At 52.5% G+C, this 22,590-nt stretch carries 19 protein-coding genes; 9 read left to right on the forward strand and 10 right to left on the reverse strand.

The genetic code is table 11. The features are described 5' to 3' along the window. Positions 1 to 54: 54 nt before the first annotated feature. A complete protein-coding gene (locus B6A39_RS06515) occupies positions 55 to 1,107 on the reverse strand; it encodes a DUF3549 family protein (RefSeq protein ID WP_083002799.1) in 1,053 nt (350 codons plus the stop codon). 285 nt (positions 1,108 to 1,392) lie between these two features. Between B6A39_RS06515 and B6A39_RS06520 the strand changes: the two genes are divergently transcribed. Further along, positions 1,393 to 1,725: a YqcC family protein gene (locus tag B6A39_RS06520; RefSeq protein ID WP_083002802.1), complete on the forward strand. Its 333-nt coding sequence runs from the start codon at positions 1,393 to 1,395 to the stop codon at positions 1,723 to 1,725. Positions 1,726 to 1,853: 128 nt separating this feature from the next. On the opposite strand, the gene B6A39_RS06525 is transcribed toward B6A39_RS06520, so the two are convergent. From B6A39_RS06525 to B6A39_RS06560, 8 genes are all read right to left on the reverse strand, one after another. Beyond that, positions 1,854 to 2,480: an OmpW/AlkL family protein gene (locus B6A39_RS06525; RefSeq protein ID WP_083002806.1), complete on the reverse strand. Its 627-nt coding sequence runs from the start codon at positions 2,478 to 2,480 to the stop codon at positions 1,854 to 1,856. Between the two features lie 263 nt (positions 2,481 to 2,743). Next, positions 2,744 to 4,234, reverse strand: coding sequence for a sodium/proline symporter PutP (gene putP, locus B6A39_RS06530; protein WP_083002809.1), 1,491 nt, complete (start codon positions 4,232 to 4,234; stop codon positions 2,744 to 2,746). Positions 4,235 to 4,473: 239 nt separating this feature from the next. Beyond that, positions 4,474 to 8,139, reverse strand: coding sequence for a bifunctional proline dehydrogenase/L-glutamate gamma-semialdehyde dehydrogenase PutA (gene putA, locus B6A39_RS06535; protein ID WP_083002813.1), 3,666 nt, complete (start codon positions 8,137 to 8,139; stop codon positions 4,474 to 4,476). Positions 8,140 to 8,211: 72 nt separating this feature from the next. Further along, a complete protein-coding gene (gene putP, locus B6A39_RS06540; protein ID WP_083002816.1) occupies positions 8,212 to 9,702 on the reverse strand; it encodes a sodium/proline symporter PutP in 1,491 nt (496 codons plus the stop codon). Between the two features lie 270 nt (positions 9,703 to 9,972). After that, positions 9,973 to 13,164, reverse strand: a complete 3,192-nt coding sequence (gene putA / locus B6A39_RS06545) for a bifunctional proline dehydrogenase/L-glutamate gamma-semialdehyde dehydrogenase PutA (RefSeq protein WP_083002820.1) — start codon at positions 13,162 to 13,164, stop codon at positions 9,973 to 9,975. Between the two features lie 248 nt (positions 13,165 to 13,412). Beyond that, positions 13,413 to 14,306, reverse strand: coding sequence for an AraC family transcriptional regulator (locus B6A39_RS06550; RefSeq protein ID WP_083002825.1), 894 nt, complete (start codon positions 14,304 to 14,306; stop codon positions 13,413 to 13,415). 27 nt (positions 14,307 to 14,333) lie between these two features. Beyond that, positions 14,334 to 14,693, reverse strand: a complete 360-nt coding sequence (locus B6A39_RS06555) for a hypothetical protein (RefSeq protein WP_083002827.1) — start codon at positions 14,691 to 14,693, stop codon at positions 14,334 to 14,336. Positions 14,694 to 15,010: 317 nt separating this feature from the next. Then, complete coding sequence (locus B6A39_RS06560) at positions 15,011 to 15,418, reverse strand: CBS domain-containing protein (protein WP_083002830.1); 408 nt, start codon at positions 15,416 to 15,418, stop codon at positions 15,011 to 15,013. Between the two features lie 193 nt (positions 15,419 to 15,611). On the opposite strand from B6A39_RS06560, the gene B6A39_RS06565 reads away from it, so the two are divergent. The 8 genes from B6A39_RS06565 (at position 15,612) to B6A39_RS06600 (ending at position 21,982) form a co-directional block, all read left to right on the forward strand. Further along, the gene (locus B6A39_RS06565; protein WP_083002833.1) at positions 15,612 to 16,157 is read left to right on the forward strand and encodes a YqaE/Pmp3 family membrane protein; all 546 of its coding nucleotides are present in this window, start codon (positions 15,612 to 15,614) and stop codon (positions 16,155 to 16,157) included. 85 nt (positions 16,158 to 16,242) lie between these two features. Continuing rightward, positions 16,243 to 17,112, forward strand: coding sequence for a carboxylate/amino acid/amine transporter (locus B6A39_RS06570; protein ID WP_083002837.1), 870 nt, complete (start codon positions 16,243 to 16,245; stop codon positions 17,110 to 17,112). Between the two features lie 116 nt (positions 17,113 to 17,228). Continuing rightward, positions 17,229 to 18,221 carry an NAD(+) kinase gene (locus B6A39_RS06575; RefSeq protein ID WP_083002841.1) on the forward strand — a complete coding sequence of 331 codons (993 nt, stop codon included), beginning with the start codon at positions 17,229 to 17,231 and terminating at the stop codon, positions 18,219 to 18,221. Position 18,222: 1 nt separating this feature from the next. Beyond that, complete coding sequence (locus tag B6A39_RS06580; RefSeq protein ID WP_083002845.1) at positions 18,223 to 19,209, forward strand: metallophosphoesterase; 987 nt, start codon at positions 18,223 to 18,225, stop codon at positions 19,207 to 19,209. A 207-nt stretch (positions 19,210 to 19,416) separates the two neighbouring features. After that, entirely contained in the window at positions 19,417 to 20,268 is an 852-nt protein-coding gene (locus B6A39_RS06585) for a rhomboid family intramembrane serine protease (protein WP_083002848.1), read from the forward strand. Positions 20,269 to 20,279: 11 nt separating this feature from the next. After that, positions 20,280 to 20,564 carry a YeaC family protein gene (locus B6A39_RS06590; protein ID WP_038483142.1) on the forward strand — a complete coding sequence of 95 codons (285 nt, stop codon included), beginning with the start codon at positions 20,280 to 20,282 and terminating at the stop codon, positions 20,562 to 20,564. Continuing rightward, on the forward strand, positions 20,548 to 21,414 hold the full coding sequence (locus B6A39_RS06595; RefSeq protein ID WP_083002851.1) for a DUF2797 domain-containing protein: 867 nt from the start codon (positions 20,548 to 20,550) through the stop codon (positions 21,412 to 21,414). Before B6A39_RS06590 ends, B6A39_RS06595 begins: the two co-directional genes overlap by 17 nt. 142 nt (positions 21,415 to 21,556) lie before the next feature. Next, the gene (locus tag B6A39_RS06600; protein WP_083002855.1) at positions 21,557 to 21,982 is read left to right on the forward strand and encodes a CopD family protein; all 426 of its coding nucleotides are present in this window, start codon (positions 21,557 to 21,559) and stop codon (positions 21,980 to 21,982) included. Positions 21,983 to 22,067: 85 nt separating this feature from the next. On the opposite strand, the gene B6A39_RS06605 is transcribed toward B6A39_RS06600, so the two are convergent. Next, positions 22,068 to 22,535 carry a DUF2231 domain-containing protein gene (locus tag B6A39_RS06605; RefSeq protein ID WP_083002858.1) on the reverse strand — a complete coding sequence of 156 codons (468 nt, stop codon included), beginning with the start codon at positions 22,533 to 22,535 and terminating at the stop codon, positions 22,068 to 22,070. Positions 22,536 to 22,590 lie beyond the last annotated feature (55 nt).

A 22,590-nucleotide genomic window follows, 5' to 3' on the forward strand; every position in this document is an offset into this window, starting at 1 on the left:
AATGAAGGTTTGTCATCAAGAAATGAGTCGTTTTAGCGTCTCATGAATGAATAGCTAGCTTCTAGCTTGGTTAATCAACGCATTTAGCCTTAGCTGAATCGCAGAATCTGGCGATGCGTCGCGTAGTGTCAGCATAACCAATAGGCGGAGCCTGGGAATCAGTGCAAGGTCACGTACTACTGCATTAAAGTTAGTGCGTTTGTCTTCTGCTAAACGCTGTAAAAGCAACGGTAAACGTTCAGCGTCTTCTAACAATAGCCACCCGCGGCCAGCGATGGCTGCGATAATATCTGGGCCGCAGGCAGCGGGGTCATTTAAAAGGCTTGAGTACCATTTGCCTACACTTGCTGATAGTGTGCAGCCCACGGCGCGTACACAGGCGCACAGGGTTTCTACGTCGGCATCAATGGCTGCTTGTTCTCCACGCGCCCGTAATGCACTTACCAGCGGCTCTTCAAGAGGCCTATGCTCCAGGCAATAGCACAGCGAGTGAGCGACATTAGTGGGCAGGTGGGGTAGGCGCAGCGCTAGCGCTTCTGATGTGGGTAAATCGAGGCGTACCACATAATCAGCGATGCCTTGTAATCCCAGTGCTTGCCAATCAATAGTCTGTTGGCCACTGAGATATGCTTCTACAGGCTCTAAGTGTTGGCTAGCGGCTAGCCCTAATGCGTGGGTGGCCTGTGCATTAAGCATTGCTTGAAAAGTAATATCAGGCGAAAAAGCGAGGGGATTATCCTTCATTAGATGATCCACGTCTGCAGTTTCTGCCTTACCTAGCGGTTTATTTTCCACCTGTGAAGCATTTCGCCCAAGGGTTTCTAGCAAGCGATTAATAAAGCCGTCTCGTTGGGCGGGGGAGAGCTTGCCTTGTTCGTCTAGCGGCAGCGCCAAAAACCAGATGGCTGGTTCAGGCATGTCACCCATACGAAATACCACGCCAAGTCTTGCCTGTTGTTGCCAGGGTTCAGGCCAGGCTATCTCGCCGCTTTCGAATGAACGCAGCGTTTCTCGTGGGCAGGTCGTTACTCGTCGTCCCATATGGTAGAGGGAAACGTCGGCGCCGCTACGTGTAAAAAACTCATCAAGTGTTTGGATTGGTTGCATGACATCCTTCCGCATTTCAAGCCTGCACTCTACCTTGCTGATGTATCACTGTCAGCCGCAAACGCTGATTAATCCGTGCTTTATTATCAAAGTGGTTAAAAATTGCACAACATGGCGTAACCCGCATGAGAGTAACAGTAGCGACATCTTTCCATAGTTTATCCACAGTCTCTTGCAGGTTTTCTGTGAGTCTGTGAATAAGGCACAAATTCAGCCAGATGGTTGGCAACTTGCGCATAGTGCTGGGATAATAAAGGCTTATTGATTCAAAGGGAAAAGGTACTTATGAGCGTCCATCAGCAGCTTCAAACCGCGCTTCTTGAGCTTGAAGCCACAATGAAGGCCGCTAATTTATGGCGTATGCCAACGCCTGATATCTCAGCATTTAATAGCCAGCAACCCTTCTGTATCGACACGATGTCGCTGCCTCAGTGGATTCGATTTGTCTTTATCGCTCGATTAAATGCACTGGTTGATGCCGAGGCCGCCATGCCTGACAAGTGCGATGTAGCACCGGCAGTGGCTGCTTACCTGATGCAGGAAAAAGTGCGTGCCAGTGACCAGCTGCTGGTTGTTCGCGCCGTTGAAAAGATAGATCGGCTAGTTACCGAAAGCTAGGTCGCGGTAAGACGAGGAGCTGAAGCCTAGTGTGATCAGGGTATCAGCAATGACAATGCCCAGCACCGCAAGCAGCGGTACTGGGCATTTTTCATACGATTATGGCGCTAGCACAGCCGTAGCGGTGCTTAGAAGCGGTAGCTTAAGCCTGCCATAACCACCAGAGGGTCAATCTCTACTGTGCCTGCAGCGTCGCCGTTAACGGTTGCGTCAGTATCGATGTCGATATACCACGCTGCTGCGTTAAGCGCCCAGTTATCATCGATAAGTAAATCGATACCCACCTGAGCAGCGGCACCCCAAGAGTCGTCCAGCTCCAACTCGCCAATGGCTAGTTCTTCATCAGAGAAAAAGGTGTAGTTAATACCTGCGCCTACATAAGGCTGTACGCGCGCATCAGTTCCACCTAGTGGGTAGTACTGGAGAGTTAGTGTGGGGGGGAGGTGTTTGGTAGAGGCAAGATTGTCACCGTTCAGGGCAATGTCGTGCTCAAACGGCAGAGCTGCCAGTAACTCGATACCCATCTTGTCGTGGAAGCGATAGCCAAGTGTAAATGCAAAATCGGTTTTGTCTTGAACATCAACCGCCAACGCGCCTCCAGCTAATGAGCCGTTGTCGCCTTTTGGTTCCACTTTGGCAACACCCACGCGAGTAAAGAAATCGCCAGCGCCGTAAGCTAAAACTTGGCCGCTTGCCATCAATGTGGCTGCTGCAAGTCCAGTGGTGAGCAGTGTTGAAAGAGAGTTATGGCGCATAGCATCGCTCCTGACCATTAATATGAGTCTTTGCAGTGAGAGGTTAACGTGAACCGTTGTTCGACATGATCGCGAACCATGTAAGGAGTGTATCGGGTAGAAGAAGACAGGTTATTGACCTGGGGCAAAGAGTGGAGCTACGCCGCTAAACATTGGGCTTATAAAAGAGGCAATCTGAAATGAAAGAAGCCTTCCCATGCCACGGGAAGGCCTCGATAATCAACTAATTGTTTGATCACGTTGAGTGTGTAATTGGCGCTCGTCTAGCGATCAATATGCTGATATTCACCCGCATCGGCAGTTACGCGACTAACCACCAAGATGGCAATAAAGGCAGCGATGAAGCCAGGGATGATTTCGTACACGCCGGGGCCACCCATGAATTCTCCGTTCCAGCCTAATGCAATCCAAATCATGACGGTAGCAGCACCCACCACCATGCCTGCAAGGGCGCCAGCACCGTTCGTGCGAGACCACATTAGCGACAGAATGATCAGCGGGCCAAATGCTGCGCCAAAGCCAGCCCAGGCGTTACTCACTAGTCCAAGAACCTGGGAGTCTGGATTTGACGCGATCACAGCGGCCACCAGGCCAACCAGTACGACACAGATTCGCCCCACCTTTACGCACTCTTTATCGGTTGCTTCCTTTCGTAAGAACAGACGATAGAAGTCCTCGGTCAATGAAGAGGACGACACTAACAATTGGCTAGAAATAGTGCTCATAATTGCAGCAAGCAGTGCCGCGTAGAGGAAACCAGTGACCAGCGGGTGGAATAGCAGGTTAGCCAGAATGATGAAGATCGTTTCTGGATCCTCGATATCCATGCCGTTGCGAATCGCATAGGCCCGGCCAAACAAACCTAGAGAAACAGCGCCAATCAGGGAAATAAGCATCCAACTCATGCCGATATTACGGGCAGTAGGCACATCCTTCAGCGTCCGGATGGCCATGAAGCGCACAATAATATGTGGCTGACCGAAATAGCCAAGCCCCCAGGTCACCGCAGAGAGCCAGCCAATAAAGGTTAGCCCTGACGTCCAGGATAGTAGGGTGGGATCGACTTCATTTAGCGTCTGCGATGCTTGGGAGAACCCGCCGCCACCTTCGCCAAATAGCACTACTGCTGGCATGATGACTAGCGCCAACATCATTATGCAGCCTTGAACGAAGTCAGTCATGCTAACGGCCAGGAAGCCGCCAACAACGGTATAGACAAGTACCACACCAAGTGTAATAAGAATGCCCACAGCGTAGTCGCTCATGCCGCCGATGTTAAAAATACCGGCAAACGCGCTTTCAAACAGCTTGCCCCCAGCGACTAAGCCAGATGCTGTATAAACCGCGAAAAAGATGACGATAACAATAGCCGACACCGTGCGCAGGGAAAGCGCACGTGTCGGAAATCGGTTTGCAAGAAAGGCTGGAATGGTAATCGCATTACCGTAGTGAACCGTCTGTTCACGAAGCCGGGGGGCGACCAGGGTCCAGTTGAAGAATGCACCCACCAGAAGGCCAATGCCTATCCAAGCTGATCCCAAACCGGAAACAAACATTGCGCCGGGCAGCCCAAGCAGCAACCAGCCGCTCATGTCCGACGCGCCAGCCGATAGAGCAGCTACTTGTGGACTTAGGCCACGTCCACCCAGCATGTAATCTTCCGATGAAGATGTCGCTTTGCGCATAGCATAAATGCCGATGGCGATCATAAGCGCAAAGTAGGCAAAAAGACTGATCCAAACACCGATAGCCATGAAAGTTCTCCAATTCGTCAGGACGGAGCTAGCTCCGACAGGTTAGCGCGCTTGCCGTGCAGGACCGGTAGTGGCACGCATTTTTAACTCCGTTTCTTATTCGCGTAACAAGGCGCTACCGTTTGATCCTCGATCTTCCTTGCTAGGGAGACGCCTGTTCTAGTCGTCTCCCGGCAACACGAGGTCATTATCTTATCTAAGTTTAGTTGCGAAATGTGGCGTCGACAAAGCTTGGGGGCCTATTCGGCCGTTGCCAGCAGGCTGGCGTTGCCTCCCGCAGCAGTCGTGTCGATGCACAGATGACGTTCCACCACGTAGCGATCTGGTGAAATGGTCTGCGTCTCGAGTGGCACGATGGCACCGTCGCGCTTAGCAAGTGCTATCCGCAGTTCATGCGTCCAATCGCTTTTGCCAGCCGCGGCGACTGCTGCAATCCCGTTGATCTCGCTCAGCGTATCTGCCGTGATGCTTCCCTCGAGCCCAATCACTGGCGCGCCAGCATCGACTAGCGGCTGGACGGCTTGGGCGGCGCCTGGTGCGATTACTACCGCCGTACAGCCTGCGCCAAGCGCCTGTATGGCTTGGGCAGCAGCGATATCGAGAGTTGGTCCAAGGCAAAGAACAGCTCCCTTTGGATACATCGCCAAACGGTTGCTTTCCCCTGTTGGCCCCGGAAGTGTCTGCGGTGTCATGTCGAGGGACGCTGTCTCATTGAGGGCTTTGCGGATCACGCCACCTTTGCCGGAGAGCGCTTTGCGGAGTACCTCGATCCGGTTTGGTCGTACCGCCCAGTTACGCGCATCCAGCCCATCTAGGGCCGATTGGAGGTCGCTGAGAGAAACGGTCTTACCCTCCGGAGCCACGTGGTGTTCGGTGACGGCAGTGCGGCGGAAGCGAGTGACATAGAGCGGGCCACCGGCCTTGGGTCCGGTACCTGAAAGGCCTTCGCCCCCGAATGGCTGGGAACCGACAATGGCGCCGATCTGGTTACGATTAACATAAACGTTGCCGACATGGATGCGCTCGACAATTTGCTGCACGCGATCATCGATGCGGGTATGCAGGCCGAAGGTCAGCCCATAGCCTTTTCCATTGATGGCATCGACCACGTTGTCGATGTCTCGTGCCTTGAAAGTGGCCACATGTAGAACCGGGCCGAAGATTTCACGTTCAAGATCCTCAATGCCACTGACCTTGATCACTGCTGGAGTGACAAAAGTGCCGGTTTCCGGCGCAGACAACTTCTTAAGTACGTTGCCAGACTTTTCGTGAGCCGCCACGTAGTCGCTTATCTCGGCTTGAGCGTCGGCGTCGATCACTGGTGAGACGTCTGTGTCAGTATTCCAAGGGTCGCCGATGGTGAGCGAGTCCATGGCACCATAAAGCATGTTGAGCAACCGATCGCGCGCTTCTTCCTGCACATACAGCATGCGTAGCGCTGAGCAACGTTGCCCAGCGGATTGGAAGGAGGAGATTAATATATCGCGGACTGCCTGCTCGGTTAGTGCCGTAGAGTCGACTATCATCGAGTTAAGGCCGCCGGTCTCGGCGATCAGTATGGCATCGGGTCCTGCGTTCTTTGCCAACGCCTTATGGATAATCTGTGCTACGGGAGTCGAGCCAGTGAAGCAGACACCAGCAATGCGGGGATCGCTAGTCAGCGGGCCGCCCACTGTGGGGCCATCGCCAGGCAGCAACTGTAGTGCCGCTTCAGGTAGGCCAGCTTCACGCATCAGCTCGACGGCGCGGGCGGCGATCAGCGGTGTTTGCTCGGCGGGCTTGGCAAGCACCGCGTTGCCAGCCACCAAGGCAGCGGCGATCTGCCCGGTGGTGATGGCCAGCGGGAAGTTCCAGGGGCTGATGCAGACGAAAATGCCACGGGCGCTACCGGGTTCTTCCGCCTCCAGCCGCTCGCCCTCATTGGCGTAGTAGCGCAGGAAATCAACCGCTTCGCGCACTTCAGCGATGCCATCAAACATCATCTTACCGGCTTCGCGGGTGGTGATCACGGTCAGTTCAGCGATATGTTCTTCATAGAGATCCGCAGTACGACGGAGCACCTCGGCACGCTCGGCCACCGGACGTGCTGACCACTCGCGGAAACCTTCCTCTGCAGCGTCAAGGGCGGCGGCTACCTCATCAGGGGTGGCCTCATGTACCTTGCCGATAATACGCGACTCGTCGGCGGGGGAGACGGCATCGCGAGCCGGGCCCTGGGGAGCAGGATTTCCCGCTAGCATGGGGCCTGCTGTCCAGGTCTTGTCAGCAAACGTTTCCCGCGCATTAAGCAGCGGCAGGATCGAGGCGGGCTCGTTGATACGATAACCCTTGGAGTTTTTGCGATCTGGCGCAAACAGCTCTCCAGGCTGGCGGATCAACGGACTTGAGATGGCGTCGCCAAGCTGTTTAAACCCTTCAACGGGGTCTCTTGAAACCTCGCTTGGGGGAATCGAGCTATCGACTACCTGGTTGACGAACGAGGAGTTCGCGCCATTCTCTAGCAGACGACGTACCAAGTAGGCCAGCAAGTCGCGGTGAGCGCCGACTGGGGCGTAGATGCGGCAGTGCGTGCCCTCGGCCTCCTTAACGATGTGGTGCAACGATTCTCCCATGCCATGCAGGCGCTGAAATTCGTAGCTGTCCTTATCATCGCCTGCCATGGCCACTACAGCAGCGCACGTATGGGCGTTGTGAGTGGCGAATTGTGGATAAATGCGGTCGCGCCGGTCAAGGAGCATTTGAGCGCAGGCCATGTAACTAACATCGGTGTTGACCTTACGAGTGAAGACCGGGAAGGTTTTAACGCCCATTTCTTGGGACAGCTTGATCTCGGTATCCCAGTAGGCACCCTTGACCAGGCGCACCATGATCTTGCGGCCGAATCGCTCGGCAAGTTCGTAGAGAGTCTCTATCACCGGCGCGGCGCGCCGCCCGTAGGCTTGCACAACGACCCCGAAGCCATCCCATCCGTCTAGGCTGGGGTCAGACATCAGAGCCTCGATTACGTCGAGAGACAGATCCAGTCGATCCTGCTCTTCTGCATCGATGTTGAAACCGATATTGGCTTTGGCTGCTTGTCTTACCAGCTCCAACGCACGTGGAACAAGCTCTTCCATGACCGTGTCACGGTGGGTGTATTCATAGCGCGGATGCAGAGCCGAGAGTTTTACCGAGATACCGGGGCTTCCACGTACATCGCCCTTGGCCTGTTCGGCGATAGCAGTAATTGCTTTGGCATAGGCCTCGTGATAGCGGACGGCATCTTCATCAGTGCGAGCTGCCTCGCCCAGCATGTCGTAAGAATATGTGTAGCCTTGCTTCTCTAGGTCGCGGGCATTCTTCATACCCTCTTCGATGGTCTGGCCAAGTACGAACTGACGACCGAGAATCTTCATCGACTGGCCAACCGCCTTACGCACTACCGGCTCGCCCATGCGGCGTACTAAACCACGTAGCGCTCGGGTTGGGCCCTTAGGGTCCTCTTCCAACACTTTGCCGGTTAGCAATAGTGCCCAGGTCGAGGCGTTAACCATCGATGAGGATGATTTCCCCAAGTGCGCGCCCCAGTCGGACGGCTCGATTTTATCGTGGATCAGATCGTCGATGGTTTCTGCATCAGGCACGCGCAACAGGGCTTCTGCCAAGCACATCAGGCCTACACCTTCTGTGGTTGACAGGCCGTACTCAGCGAGGAACGCCTCCATCATTGAGGGAGACCTTTCTTTGCGCACACGTTCCACGTAGTGGGCGCCGACGGCAGCAACTTTGCGTCGATCATCCTCTGATAGCTTGATTCGTTCGATCAGCTCATGCAGCACCGCTGCTTCATCGACGTCATAGTTGCTACGGATGCGTGAGCGTAGATCGCTCACGTCGCTATGCAGATTAAGGTTAGCTTTGTTCATGATGGTTCTCTCCTTGCAAGTCGACACATAGCGTAGATGTATCGACTTAAATCTTTTGCTTTTAATGGCTCACTAGCGATCAATATGCTGATATTCGCCAGAGTCGTTAGTCAGGCTACTCACCACCAGGATGGCAATGAAGGAAGCAATAAAGCCTGGAATAATCTCGTAAACACCAGGGCCACCCATGAACTCACCGTTCCAGCCTAGCGAGATCCAGCTCATGACAGTGGCAGCGCCTACCACCATGCCAGCGATGGCACCATTACCGTTCGTACGTGGCCACATTAGCGACAGAATAATCAGCGGACCAAACGCCGCACCGAAGCCAGCCCACGCATTACTGACCAGCCCCAACACCTGAGAGTTTTCGTCAGACGCTATTAAAGCTGCTACCAAGCCAACTAGCGCAACACAGACTCGACCAACGCGCACACACTCCTTGTCAGTTGCTTCTTTACGCAGGAACAGGCGATAGAAGTCCTCCGTCAACGATGATGACGACACTAGAAGCTGGCTGGAGATAGTACTCATGATCGCAGCTAGGAGAGCCGCATAAAGAAAACCGGTGATCAGCGGGTGGAACAGCAGCTCCGCAAGGATGATAAAAATTGTTTCCGGATCCTGGACATCTAATCCATTACGGATTGCATATGCTCGACCAAAAATACCCAGTGAGACCGCACCAATTAGGGAGATAAGCATCCAGCCCATGCCAATGTTGCGGGCGACAGGAACATCCTTGAGTGTCCTGATCGCCATAAAGCGCACAATGATGTGTGGCTGTCCGAAATAGCCTAACCCCCAAGTAACCGCTGATAGCCAGCCAATAAAGGTCAGTCCCGACGTCCAGGATAGTAGGGTGGGATCAACTTCATTTAGCGTCTGTGACGCCTGGGAAAAACCGCCGCCGCCTTCACCAAAGAGCACCACCGCTGGCATGATCACCAAAGCAAGCATCATGATGCAGCCTTGCACAAAGTCCGTCATGCTCACGGCGAGAAAGCCGCCGACAACGGTGTAAATAAGCACGACGCCCAGTGTAATGATGACACCCATGGCGTAGTTGCTCATATCACCGATATTGAAGATGCCGGAGAATGCGCTTTCAAACAGCTTGCCGCCTGCCACTAGGCCTGATGCCGTATAAACTGCGAAGAAGATAACAATAACGATAGCGGACACTGTACGTAGCGAAAGGGCTCTTGTCGGAAACCGATTCGCTAAAAAGGCTGGGATAGTGATCGCATTACCGTAGTGAACCGTTTGTTCACGAAGTCGTGGGGCGACCAGTGTCCAGTTGAAGAACGCACCCACGAGTAGGCCAATACCAATCCAGGCTGAGCCCAAGCCAGATACGAACATTGCACCGGGTAGCCCCAGCAGCAACCAGCCGCTCATGTCTGAAGCACCAGCCGACAGGGCCGCCACCTGTGGGCTGAGGCCTCGACCACCCAGCATGTAGTCTTCGGATGAAGACGTCGCTTTGCGCATGGCATAAACGCCGATGGCGATCATGAGCGCAAAGTAGGCGGTAAGACTGATCCAAACACCGATAGCCATAAGAACTCCTTCATTACATTAGGCCGGACGTAGCGCCGACAGGTATGTGCGCTTACCAAAAGAATCTAGTAATGGCGCAGCCTTATTGTTAAGCGTTGTTATTGAACCCTATGCTTATTCACGTTACTGGCCCCAACGAAAACCTACCCAGAGCCTCGTCAGAGGGGTAAAGCCTGGGTAGGCAACGAGAGTGAAGGCAATTGCTCAATTCGTTTCAGCTATTAGGTCACCTCATTAAAGAGAGTGAGGTTAATCGTTTTGTTTATCCATTCACTCATCGCCAAGCGCCAGAAGTGACGCGTTTCCACCTAAGGCAGCGGTGTTGTTGGTGATCGTTTTTTCAGTCACAAAGCGCTGGAGGTAGTGTGGGCCGCCTGCCTTTGGGCCGGTGCCAGAGAGGCCCTGTCCGCCAAACGGTTGAACGCCAACGACTGCGCCAATAATGTTGCGGTTGATATACACATTGCCTACTCGCATTTTCTGCGCTATTTCAGCGGCAAATGACTCATTACGGCTGTGCACCCCAAAGGTCAGACCATACCCGCGACCATTAATGTCATTGATAACGCGGTCAATATCGCGAGACTTGTAACGGACAATGTGCAGAATGGGGCCAAACTGCTCCCGGGTAAGCGAGTCAATGCTGTCGACGACAAAGGCGGTGGGCGCCACGAAGGTGCCATTTTGGGTGTGTTCTGCCACCATCGGTGTTTCCGCGACTAGGCGATTTTCACCCTTCAACTTTTCTATATGCGCCGTTAGACCCTTACGTGCGTCTTCATCAATCACCGGGCCCACATCGGTGCCTAAATCTCGTGGATCACCAATACGTAGCTCGTTCATGGCGCCTTTTAGAATTTCAATGACGCGGTCGGCAATATCGTCTTGTAAGTAAAGCACCCGAAGCGCGGAACAACGCTGACCGGCACTTTGGAACGCAGATTGAATTACATCGACAACGACCTGTTCAGGCAACGCTGTAGAGTCGACAATCATGGCGTTCATGCCGCCTGTTTCGGCAATCAGCGTTGGCAGCGGTGCATTTTCGCGGGCTGCAAGAGCACGGTTGATTATCTGCGCCGTATCAGTGCCGCCGGTGAATACAACACCCGTAATACGTGGGTCAGAGGTTAAGACGCTACCTACCGTGGGACCATCGCCAGGCAGTAACTGAACCACGTCACGTGGCATGCCCGCTTCGTAAAGCAACTCAATAACGCGGTGAGCAACGATCGACGTTTGTTCTGCCGGTTTAGCGAGTACGGTGTTGCCAGCAACGGCGGCGGCGACAATCTGGCCGCAGAAAATTGCCACCGGGAAGTTCCAAGGGCTGATTGCCGCGAATACCCCCTTACCGCCCATCATCAAGCGGTTGGATTCACCGGTAGGGCCTGGTAGCTCAATCGGCTGACTAAACGCTTCTTCAGCACGCATAGCGTAATAGCGACAAAAGTCCACAGCTTCCTTGATCTCGTCGACACCGTCGGTGAGCAGCTTACCGCCTTCACGTGAACAGAGCGTCATCAGCTCTGCCATGTGCTCTTCCATCAAGTCGGCTAAGCGGCGAAGGATGTCAGCACGCTCGGTTACCGGGGTCGTTTCCCAGCGGGGAAACGCTTGCCAAGCCGCGTCGAGTGCTTTGGCTGCCTGCGCTTTGCTAGTCCACTGAATGCTGCCCACAGTTTTGCGGCGGTCGAAAGGCGAGGTGACTGCGTGGGTATTCGCGGCATCGTCGGCAACATCAAAGGCCAGCAAGGGTTTTGCCAGGTACTGCTTATCCATAAACGAGCCCATCTTGTCCATTAACGGATAGAAATGGCTACGAATATTAAGATTGACCCCGCGAGAGTTACGGCGCTTAGGCCCATAGATATCTTTTGGCAGCGGAATGCGCTTATTGGAAAACGTTTTATGCTGACGAAGCGTTTCAATCGGGTGTTGGCACAATGACTCTACAGGGACTTCCGGATCGACAATTTGGTGAACGAAAGAGGAGTTCGCTCCATTTTCAAGCAGGCGACGTACTAGATAGGGCAGTAGGTCTTTATGGGCACCAACCGGGGCATAAATTCGGCAGTAAGTGCCTTTTGGCGCGCGTGCTAGGGCTGCGTCATAAAGTGCTTCGCCCATGCCATGTAAGCGCTGGAATTCAAACGGGCGGCTATCTTGATTGGCGAGTTCAAGAATCGTCGTGACGGTGTGGGCGTTATGCGTTGCGAACTGAGGGAAAATACGCCCACGAGTATCGTTGGATAGCAGAAACTGGGCGCAGGCCAAGTAAGCTACGTCGGTACAGGCTTTGCGCGTAAATACAGGATAGCCATCTACCCCTAGCTGTTGAGACTCCTTGATTTCGCTATCCCAATAAGCGCCTTTAACCAAACGTAGCGGTATTTCGTCGCCTTGTTGCTCGGCCAGACGGTTAATGAAGTGCAGTACGGGTAAAGCGCGTTTCGAATATGCCTGCACGACAAGGCCAAAGTGCCCCCATCCTTTCACTGCATCACTTTCATATATCGCGCGGAAAACGTCGAGAGAGAGCTCTAGGCGATCCACTTCTTCAGCATCAATTGTCACTGCTACGTCAAGCTCACGAGCCTTAGTCACTAGCTTAATAACCGTGTCGACTAGTTCGGTAAGTACCTGCTCGCGGCGACCAAACTCATAGCGGGGATGTAGGGCAGATAACTTAATAGATACTGACGGGGCAGGTGTTTTATCGCCTAATGTTTTGCAGGCTTTGCCGACCTGCTCGATTGCGCGAGCGTAGTCATCATAGTAGCGCTTGGCGTCGGCACGGGTGCGCGCTGCCTCGCCCAACATATCATAGGAGTAGGTATAGCCTTTATTGAAGAGCGTTTTAGAGCGTTTTAGTGCTTCATTAATATCGCGCCCTAAGACAAACTGTTTACCCATGATTTTCATCGCTTCCATCATGGCGCGACGAATAACGGGTTCACCTACTTTATTAACCATGCGGTTAATAAAGTGGGCTGGTTGGCCCTCTTTTGGGTGATCGAGCTTCAACACATGCCCGGTCATCAATAGACCCCATGTAGAAGCATTGACCATCCATGATTCGCTTTTACCTAAGTGGGACTTCCAATCTGCAGGGCCAAGCCTATCTTCAATTAGCGCATCGGCAGTCGCTGTATCTGGGATGCGCAGCATGGCTTCTGCTAAACACATCAGCATTAAACCTTCATGGGTGTCCAGACTGTACTGTTGCAGCAGTTCGTCAATCGTATCGACAGCAGTATCCATTTTGCGGACATCACGCACCAACGCTGCTGTATTCGATTCAATCCGTGCAAAATCGTCACTGTCAGCATTGAGAACTTTAATTAGCTCACTGACGAAGGCGTCCTCATCTACAAGATAATGATCACTGATACGCTCCATAAGCGTATCAAGATCAGTTTGCCAGATGGCAGGGTCACGCATTTTCTTGGCATTGAGCATTGAGGCCCCCATAAGTCTGAGCAGAAAACGAAAAGCAGAAACAAATAACCGAAATAAAGCGATGGTAGGGCGCTGTGCCCAAGATAACGGTCGAATGTAGAGCGAGCTGCCATTAGGTGTATGTCGTTTTCATGGCAAAACGTGTCAAATTCTCGGTAAGAAACGCTTTTTAAGACTTTAGTTTAGTTTCTGAACGGCTGCCAACACGCAAAATGGCGTGTTATGTGCCCAAGCTAACTGCTTCATTACTAGCGAAATGAGAGTGCGCCAGTCTTGACGCTTGCTCCTGAAGAAGGCGCGGAAGATGCTAACGAAGTTGCACTGGATGTTGAAGAAGACGCTAAGTGGGTAGCCGAATCGAGCGGCGTATTGGTTGCGCTTACACCTTGTCGTAGCTGGCGGGGAGACAAGCCGTAACTACGCCGAAAAGCATGCGAAAGAGCGCTCTGATTCGCGAAGCCTGTCTGGATGGCTATGTCAGTGAGTGGTAGACGGCTTTGTAATACAAGCTGCCTGGCTGCGTGTAAGCGTTGGCGTCGAACATATTGCCAGGGCGACAGGCCCGTTTGGACGCGAAAGCGTTCAGAGAAATGTGCCTCACTGAGGCAGGCCAATTTTGCTAAATCAGCTACTCTCAGCTCATCGGCCAAGTGATGGCGAATAAAACGATCAATTTGATCAAGGTTGAGCCGCCGTTGTGATGCGCTTTCTGATGCGCCCAGACGAGCCTTTAATGAACCTAACAACGTGGCAGCAAGACGATCTTGCTGGAAAGACATTGCCGACGTGTCAAATCCTTGGGCGAGCTCGCTTTCTACGAAAGCAAGGTAGTGGCGCAATGGATTGTCGAGTGCAAAAAAACGCGGCGCATCAAACAGTGCTACTAATTCGCGGTGTTCGCCCGTTAAGGCAGGTGCATCTTCAGGCAGGTCCAGTATCAGTTGACGATTGTAGCCGTTACCTGAATAGAAGTGTTCATGATTCGCGGGAACAATGCAGCCTGAAAATGCGTTTACCCGGCCACCTAGGCCTTCAATCTCAAATTCTGAAGAGCCGCACAGCGTAATGACTATTTGGTGAAAATCGTGGGAGTGATGCTTTGTGGCACTTTCTAAAGGGATTTGACGAATAGTACTCGGCATGAGGTCTCCTCGGCACTGCTGGCCTGTTTACCGCTGGCGCAGCGCTGTGTGTGCCACTAAATGATCACGTAGTGCTTTCAGTTCCGCATAACCCTCCTGGTTAAGTAACGGTTTGCTTCGAGCAATTTGCCAATGGCGCCCGTGGGTGTCCATTAAATGTGATGCGCGACGTCGCACATTATCCAGATACTCATCGTGGCGAATGGGGTAGCCAATGATGGCATTCCATTCCGTTTCACTAATGTTGCTTTCCAGCGCTTTGTCAAACAAATCGATCAAGTCGCTAGGCTCAGTTCGGTAGCGTGGCGTACCCACCGTCATCAATATTAGCAGTACGGCACCTATTACCAGCAAACAGACGCCAAACACTAATAGGTACAGCGCCATACTAAACTCCCTGCAAAATCAGTATCAGAATTCGTTTCAAGGTGGATGACAGTATACGCCTGCTGTCCGTTAAGACGAAAATTTTGCAGTTTTGCGAACTTTTCCTGTTCAAGGTGTCAGAGTGTGTACAGGCAACATCGCGATAGCAGTCGTTAATAGTGTTGTTCTGGCTATTGTTTTCGATCCCTTGCTTCCGCTGCTTATCAAGCAGCGGTTTTTTTTGCTTATCAATCGTTCATTATTCCGACTCAGAGCGACGACTCATATGGCTGGCAGCCTGTAGGTAGTGTCGACAAACAGGTAGTGTCGGCGAATAGTTAGTGTCGGCGAATTGTTAGCAGCGCCATCAAGATATCGCGACGCGTGACAATACCCACTAAGCGTTGCTGTTCCACAACGGGATAAACCTTAGGTTTTGCTCCGAGCATTTCCTGTGCTAAATCGGTAATGCTTTTGTTGGGCGTTGTGGTGAGTACGTCTTGGCGCATTAACTCACGTACCAGGGGCGCTTCATCATCGTGATAAATGCTATCCAATACGCGGCCCATTACATCCTGCTCAGATATAAAACCAATCAACCGATCAGACGCATCTACTACCGGGGCGCCTGGTAAACGGTGTAATGCCAAACCTTGAGCCAAAGTAGTGATAGAGGTTTGGCCGGTGACACGGTAGCAGTCCCGTGACATAACATCGCGTACGTTATCGGGGGTTTTTTTATTCATGTTGACACTCCTTGACGTGATACGCGCAGCTTCACTCTGTAAGAGAATAGAGCAATAACCGCTTGCTGCATGAAAGCCATGAATCACGAGACCTATAATTCTATTAATGTAGAAGATTTAACTCACCCTGCGTTGTCCTTATTATTGTTACATTCAACGCTTTGCTTCATTCCTGAAGCTGCAAGGAGTCAATATGGACGCACGTGAATACCTTAATCGCAAGGGCGTTGGCATAGAAAGAGACCCTGAACGGCCCAACACATTAGAAGAAAAAGCGTGGGAGCGAGCTCGCGGGTCAGGTAGCCAACGTCCGAAATCCGGTACGCCACATGACTGGGAAGATTGGGAGCGTCACCACGATGATTTGGCAGACGGCGCGGAAACGTTAGAGCAGAAAATTGATAAAGAGGCTCACCAAAAAGCACTAGCTAAGGAGAAGCAGCAAGCCAAGCAAGCGCAGGCGGCAGTAGAGCACTTTACGCCTACCGTGCAAACCACTGAGGCAGATAGCGCGCTGAAGCATCAAACCCCACCCCCCATTGTTTCTGAAGTAGTGTCAGCGTCGTCTCAACCTACATCGGTTCTGCTTGCCTACCGCGCGTTAGCCGTTTTGCTACCGCCTTTGGCCGTCGGGTTAACAGAGGGCGGGTCAAAACGTGTTGCCATTAGTATTGTATTGACGTTATTGGGCTGGATTCCAGGGGTGGTGCATGCGTTTATATGGTTAAAAAAGCACTAAGCTAGCGATTCCTCATCTAGCCCATTGGCAGTTGTCGTGAAGTGCGTATAATCCCCGTCAACTTTTCTGTGCTATGGGGTTTACTATGGGCTACCTTGTTGGCGTGACGGCGTTGTGGGCGTTCTCTTTTTCGTTGATTGGCGTATATCTGGCAGGTCAAGTAGACAGCTACTTTGCGGTGCTTGTGCGGGTAACGCTCGCCATGCTGGTGTTCCTGCCATTTTTACGGCCCAGCTTGCTGCGCGGTAAACAGCGTTTAGCGTTAATGGCGCTGGGTGCAGTGCAGTTAGGCATCATGTACACCTTCTTCTATCACTCGTTTTTGCTGCTATCGGTTCCTGAGGTTCTGCTATTCACGATTTTTACGCCAGTTTATATTGCACTTCTAGATGACCTAATGTTTAAGCGCTTCACGCCTATTTATCTAGTGACTGCACTATTGGCGGTGATCGGGGCGGGCGTCATTCGTTACGATGGTATTGATAGTGGTTTCTGGCTGGGCTTTTTGGTTGTGCAGGGGGCTAATCTCTGTTTTGCGTTAGGCCAGGTTGGCTATCGTCGTCTCGCAGCTGATTTGCCGCCCACTCTGTCGTGGCATAACGTCTTTGGTTGGTTCTTTATCGGTGCAATGCTAGTGGCGCTCCCTGCCTTTTTGCTCTTTGGTAATACGACAGCGCTGCCCAGTACTCCGGTGCAGTGGAGTGTATTGGCATGGCTTGGGCTAGTGGCTTCTGGCGTGGGTTATTTCGCTTGGAATCAAGGAGCCACTAAGGTTGATGCAGGAACGCTGGCCATAATGAACAATGCGCTGGTACCTGCGGGCTTGGTGGTTAACCTGGTGATTTGGAACCGGGATGCAGATATAGGCAAGCTACTATTGGGCGCCGCTATCATGGCCGCTTCTCTGTGGTTAAATCACTGGTGGTTGCAGCGTCGTCGCGCTATACCGGTCTAACTAATTCAAGCTATTGTTTTTGCCCAGAGTAGCCAGTGGTTTCGCGTTGCGCTGGGCAATTTGCTCGACACCCTCATACTCTCCATAATGTGGGCTGATGCCAGCGAGAGTTGTCCATGTCTAACACCCCATCGTCAGGTTTAGCACCCTTGAGCCAGGCCAAACGCACGCAGCCTTTTGAAACGACGCCCTTAAAAGCGACGTCCTTTAAAGCGACGTCCTTTAAAACAACGCCCTTTAAAACAATCGGCTTAATCGGTCGTTTAGGCAGTGACAAAGTGGTCGATTCGCTTAAACGGTTGGTCAGCTATCTAGTTGCCCACGACTATAAAGTTCTGATTGAAGACCGAACAGCAACGGTGTTGCCGAACCATGGCCTGCCTGAAGCCAGCCGCCGCATGTTGGGGGAACTGTGCGATTTAGTCATCGTTGTGGGAGGAGATGGTAGCCTACTCGGGGCTGCTCGTACGCTATGCCTCAGCGGTACGTTGATGTTAGGCGTTAATCGGGGGCGGTTAGGCTTTTTAACGGATATTTCTCCCGATGAGCTGGAAAGCCGGGTTGGCGAAGTGTTGGCGGGTGAGTTTGAAGTTGAAGAGCGTTTCTTGCTAGATGCCGTGTTGTACCGAAATGGTAAAGCGGTGGGGAGCGGTGTGGCGCTCAATGAAGTGGTGGTTCATCCAGGTAAAGCGGTGCGCATGATTGAATTCGAACTGTTTATTGACGGGCAGTTTGTGTACAGCCAACGTAGCGATGGTCTGATTATTGCCACGCCCACTGGCTCAACCGCCTATGCACTTTCTGGCGGTGGGCCAATTATGCACCCCAAACTTGATGTGGTGACGTTGGTGCCTATGTTCCCCCATACGCTTTCGAGTCGTCCTATTGTGATTGACGCTGCCAGTGAAATCCGAGTTCACATTGGTGAAACCAATCAGACCTATCCCCATATCAGCTGCGACGGACAAACCCGTGCCGTGGCTAAACCTGACGATGTGCTCGTTATTCAACGTAAACCGGAACGTGTTCAACTCGTGCATCCTATTGGGCATAACTTCTATGAAGTGTTGCGCAGTAAACTCGGCTGGAGCCATCGGCTAGGGGATTAATATGGAGGGCTACGATTTAATCGGGGATGTACATGGCTGTGGTGCAACACTGGCAGCGTTACTAGAACGGCTTGGGTATCATCAGCGGGGTGGGGTGTATCGTCACCCTCGCCGAAAAGTGATCTTTTTAGGCGATTTAATTGATCGTGGCCCCCGTATTCGTCTAGCGGTTACCATCGCACGCAGGATGGTTGAAGAGGGCGAAGCATATATTGTCATGGGTAACCATGAGTACAATGCCCTGGCCTATACGCACCCTGCGCCTCCTGGTAGCAACAAGCGCTGGCTGCGCGAACATACGCCGCGCCATAATCGTATTATTGAAGATACGCTGGCTCAGTACCGCGATTATACCAATGAGTGGGAAGACACCTTGGCGTGGTTTAAGACTATTCCGCTATGTCTTGAGCTGGATGGGATTCGTGTGGTGCATGCCTGCTGGGATGACGAGTTGATTCGACAGCTTAAACAGCGTGCCCCCAGCGCCTGCATGGACAACCACTTTCTGATTGAGTCCACTGATCCCTCAACGCAAGCTTTCCGTATACTTGACCGCCTAACTCGCGGGCCCCATATACCGTTGCCAAAAGGCATTGCGATACACTCAGGCGATGGCTTTACCAGGCAGAGTTTTCGTGCGCACTTTTGGTCAGCGAATCCCCAGCAGTGGGGAGACGTGGTATTTCAGCCGGATAACCTTCCTGGTGACTTAGAGACCAGAACGCTGACCGATACTGAGCGTCAGCGCCTTAGTTATTACGGCCCTGAACAGCCACCTTTATTTATCGGCCATTACTGGTGCGAGGGTATTCCCGCCTTACCAGCACACAACATTGCCTGCTTGGATTATAGTGCGGTGAAATTTGGCCGTTTAGTGGCTTATCGCTGGAGCGGAGAAGCGCGGCTCAATGCTGATCATTTTGTGTGGATACAGGTGCCAAAAGAGGAGCGGGCACTGCCTAAACCGTGGGAAATAGATTTTGATTAATAGCGGTATTTTTCAACTTTACACATGGTTACATATTTTTTTCAAAATAGCTGAACTAACGGTGTTGTCGGTTATCAGAGTAAGTGTTCCCTTGAATGATCCCTTGCTTTTTGATCCGGCGGCCCCCTCCGCCGGATTTTTTTCGTCTATCCGTTGGTGACGCGGCGTGTCATTGCGCCGATTCTTATTGGTTGAAAGGAACCTGCCATGCATCCAGTCATGCTTTTACCTACGGGCGCGGACACAAAAGAACTGCGTAAAGCGCTATGGCACTACCGCATTGGACACCGTATTACCGATGAAGCAGATGGCCAGCTACTATGGGTTGCTGACCCGCACCAACATGATGAAATGAGATCGTTGGTGAGTCGATGGGAGCGAGGTGAGCCTCTGATTACGACGACTGTTCGACCCACTCACCGTGGCGTGAGCAGTCGCTTGGTGCCGATGTTGCGCCAAGTGCCGGTAACAGCGCTGATGATTGGTATTAGCCTGTTGGTTTTTGCCCTAACGGGAGTGTTTGGCGACTTACTAATTGTAGGGCTCACCATCGTGCCGGTGGGTGTTTCAGGTGGGCAGCTCGTATATGGCAACCTTAGTGACACAATAATGTCTGGCCAAGTATGGCGCTTACTGTCGCCTGCGTTTTTACACTTTGGCTGGATGCATTTGATCTTCAACCTGATGTGGGTATGGTACTTCGGTCGTCAAATTGAGCAGCTTCAGGGTAGTCGTACCATGCTGCTACTGCTTCTGGTTGCCGGTATTGGCGCTAACATTGCGCAATATGTCACTGGCACAGTGCTGTTTGGCGGTATGTCTGGTGTGGTTTACGCCTTGCTAGCTCATGTGTGGCTGATGTCCTATCGTGCCCCGCAAAGCGGATTTTTCGTCCCCCAGATGCTAGTCGTCTTTATGTTGGGCTGGATGGTGTTCACCATGACCAATATTGCCGGTAGCGTGGGTTTTGGCAACGTTGCGAATGAAGCGCACTTGGGCGGGCTGCTCGTGGGGCTGGTCACAGGCTGGTATTATTCATCCAAACGAAGCAAACATTAAAGGTGCCTACGATGAGTGACATGACCTTCGATAAAATGATTAACCAAATGACGCCCGCCATTTACGAAAGCCTCAAACAGGCAGTTGCGTTGCGGAAATGGCCCGATGGCCGATATTTGACGCCAGAACAGACCGAGCTGTGCCTGGAAGCGGTGATGCGTTTTGAGGTGGAGAATAACGTTCCTGAAGAGAGCCGTGTCGGCTATCTGGAGCAGCGTACCTGTGGTGCTGGCGCGACAGGTGCCGGTGTTTCACCTGAAATGGCAGGCCTTGCCCGGGATGCCACGCGTGACTGATGATCTGTTTGCCTCGGTAGCATCCCCGGTGCAAGGGTGCTTGCAAAAAATGGCGGCTGATTTGCCTAGTCGCCAAGATGATCGGGTGGTGTATCACCTTCGCGCGGGAGACCATCGAATGCCACTGAATGAGCGTATCGGCTCGCCGATGCGTCTTGCCTGGAGTGGCGCGATTGCTTGTACCCACTGCGGGCGGGCAACCAAAAAAAGCTTTGCTCAAGGCTACTGTTACCCCTGTTTTAAACGCTTAGCTCAGTGTGATACATGCATCATGAAACCTGAGACTTGCCACTATCATCAGGGCACCTGCCGCGACCCCGGGTGGGGTGAAAAGCACTGCTTCCAGCCACACATTGTCTACTTGGCGAACTCATCAGGCTTGAAGGTGGGTATCACCCGCAAAACGCAAATGCCTACCCGTTGGCTGGACCAAGGGGCTATTCAGGCGTTGCCTATTCTTGAGGTAAACACCCGACAGCAGTCTGGTTTTGTCGAAATGCTCTTTAAAGAGCAAGTGGCCGACCGAACTAACTGGCGTGCCATGCTAAAAGGCGAGGTGAAACCACTGGATTTGTGCGCAGAGCGTGACCGTCTTTTCAATCTGTTCGGCGATGGGTTAGGGCGGTTACGTGACGTGCATGGTGCGGATGCCATTCGTGCGCTGGACGAAACGCCACTGGACTTTCATTATCCCGTGGCGACTTTCCCGACTAAAGTGACGTCCCATAACTTTGATAAGCAGCCGCTGATTGAAGGTACTCTTCAAGGTGTAAAAGGGCAGTACCTGATCTTTGATACTGGAGTTATTAACCTTCGTAAATTCACCGGTTACGAAATCACCGTGAAGTAACCCTTGTCATATCTCCTAACGGGTTCTTTTAACTGATTATAACTACCTATCTTAGCCATCCTGCCTAGCCAGAGTCGCTTTTGTTAACTAAGGTTGTTAGGGATAAATCCCATTCTGCCTTACGCAACGCAAGGAAGCCTCGATGCCATGGCTAAAACTGCTGCACATTGCCGCACTGGTCATCTGGTGCGGCGCACTTCTATACCTACCCGCTCTACTTTTGCATGCACTTCAACTGCGTAAAGACGCTGGGTTCGCGCAAGGCGCACCCCCGATGCCGCGATTTTTCTACAACTCCGTCGCAACGCCTGCTGCTCTGGTCGCCATCGCGTCCGGCACGTTACTGTTTCTGCTGCATGGCCTTCTCGGAGGGTGGTTAATTCTTAAACTAGGTGCCGTTGTGCTAATGGTGGTCGCCCACGGCTGTTTCGGTTGGCTGATTTTGCGGCTGGAAATGGGTATTTTTAAAGGGGTAAAAGTTGCCAGCTTATGCGCCTTAGTCCTCGCGTTAACGGGTATATTTGGTGTTCTTGGATTTGTGCTCTCCAAACCGCTGGCTTGGAGTTAACGCGATGACGACGGCTCCCTTTATTGCCTTCACTTCTGTTGCTATCACTATTGTTGTTATCGCTACTATTGCCAACATTATGCTGTTAAGGCGACTTCTCAACGTCGACGCCGACGGCATGCTCGTATACCAACTGGCCTCCCAGCCAACCTGCCAGTGCGATCAAGCTGGCAGTTACCAGCGAAATTGCCAAGCCCCAAGGCAGCACAGCGCTTGGTTCAGTAAAACGCAAAAGCCAGTTCAACGATGCCAGGGAAAGCATAACGACGGCCACAATTGCGTGGCTCCAGCCGGTGATCAGGCGGCGGATCCGCGCCACGGTGACCAGGTCAATAATGCCCGCTACCGAGGCAATCCAGCCGCCAAACGCGCCTACCCCCGCCAACCACAAACCGCTGCGCAGCCAGAAGGGATCTTGGGTATACCAGTAAGCCAGGTCGCTAGCGACCAGCGCCATCAGTGCGGCCACAGGAAAGTGAATCATCACTGGGTGAAGCGGATGGCCCGCCAGCGAAGCGCGGCTTTTAATCGAGCGTTGGGGAGTATGTGTCATGGTCACTTCCTGTGGTTAGACAAAGCGAAAAAGTCATTCAGACCAACGGCATGTC

It is taken from the genome of Halomonas sp. GT (assembly GCF_002082565.1).
Classification (GTDB): Bacteria; Pseudomonadota; Gammaproteobacteria; order Pseudomonadales; family Halomonadaceae; genus Vreelandella.

Excerpts from the sequence above, each read along its gene's own strand:
- B6A39_RS06585 (WP_083002848.1), top strand. The coding sequence starts at position 19,417 with ATGCATCCAGTCATGCTTTTACCTACGGGCGCGGACACAAAAGAACTG.
- putP (WP_083002809.1), bottom strand. The coding sequence starts at position 4,234 with ATGGCTATCGGTGTTTGGATCAGTCTTTTTGCCTACTTTGCGCTTATG.
- putA (WP_083002820.1), bottom strand. The coding sequence starts at position 13,164 with ATGCTCAATGCCAAGAAAATGCGTGACCCTGCCATCTGGCAAACTGAT.
- putA (WP_083002813.1), bottom strand. The coding sequence starts at position 8,139 with ATGAACAAAGCTAACCTTAATCTGCATAGCGACGTGAGCGATCTACGC.
- B6A39_RS06555 (WP_083002827.1), bottom strand. The coding sequence starts at position 14,693 with ATGGCGCTGTACCTATTAGTGTTTGGCGTCTGTTTGCTGGTAATAGGT.
- B6A39_RS06600 (WP_083002855.1), top strand. The coding sequence starts at position 21,557 with ATGCCATGGCTAAAACTGCTGCACATTGCCGCACTGGTCATCTGGTGC.
- B6A39_RS06550 (WP_083002825.1), bottom strand. The coding sequence starts at position 14,306 with ATGCCGAGTACTATTCGTCAAATCCCTTTAGAAAGTGCCACAAAGCAT.
- B6A39_RS06570 (WP_083002837.1), top strand. The coding sequence starts at position 16,243 with ATGGGCTACCTTGTTGGCGTGACGGCGTTGTGGGCGTTCTCTTTTTCG.
- B6A39_RS06565 (WP_083002833.1), top strand. The coding sequence starts at position 15,612 with ATGGACGCACGTGAATACCTTAATCGCAAGGGCGTTGGCATAGAAAGA.
- B6A39_RS06520 (WP_083002802.1), top strand. The coding sequence starts at position 1,393 with ATGAGCGTCCATCAGCAGCTTCAAACCGCGCTTCTTGAGCTTGAAGCC.
- B6A39_RS06515 (WP_083002799.1), bottom strand. The coding sequence starts at position 1,107 with ATGCAACCAATCCAAACACTTGATGAGTTTTTTACACGTAGCGGCGCC.
- B6A39_RS06605 (WP_083002858.1), bottom strand. The coding sequence starts at position 22,535 with ATGACACATACTCCCCAACGCTCGATTAAAAGCCGCGCTTCGCTGGCG.
- B6A39_RS06525 (WP_083002806.1), bottom strand. The coding sequence starts at position 2,480 with ATGCGCCATAACTCTCTTTCAACACTGCTCACCACTGGACTTGCAGCA.
- B6A39_RS06560 (WP_083002830.1), bottom strand. The coding sequence starts at position 15,418 with ATGAATAAAAAAACCCCCGATAACGTACGCGATGTTATGTCACGGGAC.
- putP (WP_083002816.1), bottom strand. The coding sequence starts at position 9,702 with ATGGCTATCGGTGTTTGGATCAGTCTTACCGCCTACTTTGCGCTCATG.
- B6A39_RS06580 (WP_083002845.1), top strand. The coding sequence starts at position 18,223 with ATGGAGGGCTACGATTTAATCGGGGATGTACATGGCTGTGGTGCAACA.
- B6A39_RS06595 (WP_083002851.1), top strand. The coding sequence starts at position 20,548 with ATGCCACGCGTGACTGATGATCTGTTTGCCTCGGTAGCATCCCCGGTG.
- B6A39_RS06575 (WP_083002841.1), top strand. The coding sequence starts at position 17,229 with ATGTCTAACACCCCATCGTCAGGTTTAGCACCCTTGAGCCAGGCCAAA.
- B6A39_RS06590 (WP_038483142.1), top strand. The coding sequence starts at position 20,280 with ATGAGTGACATGACCTTCGATAAAATGATTAACCAAATGACGCCCGCC.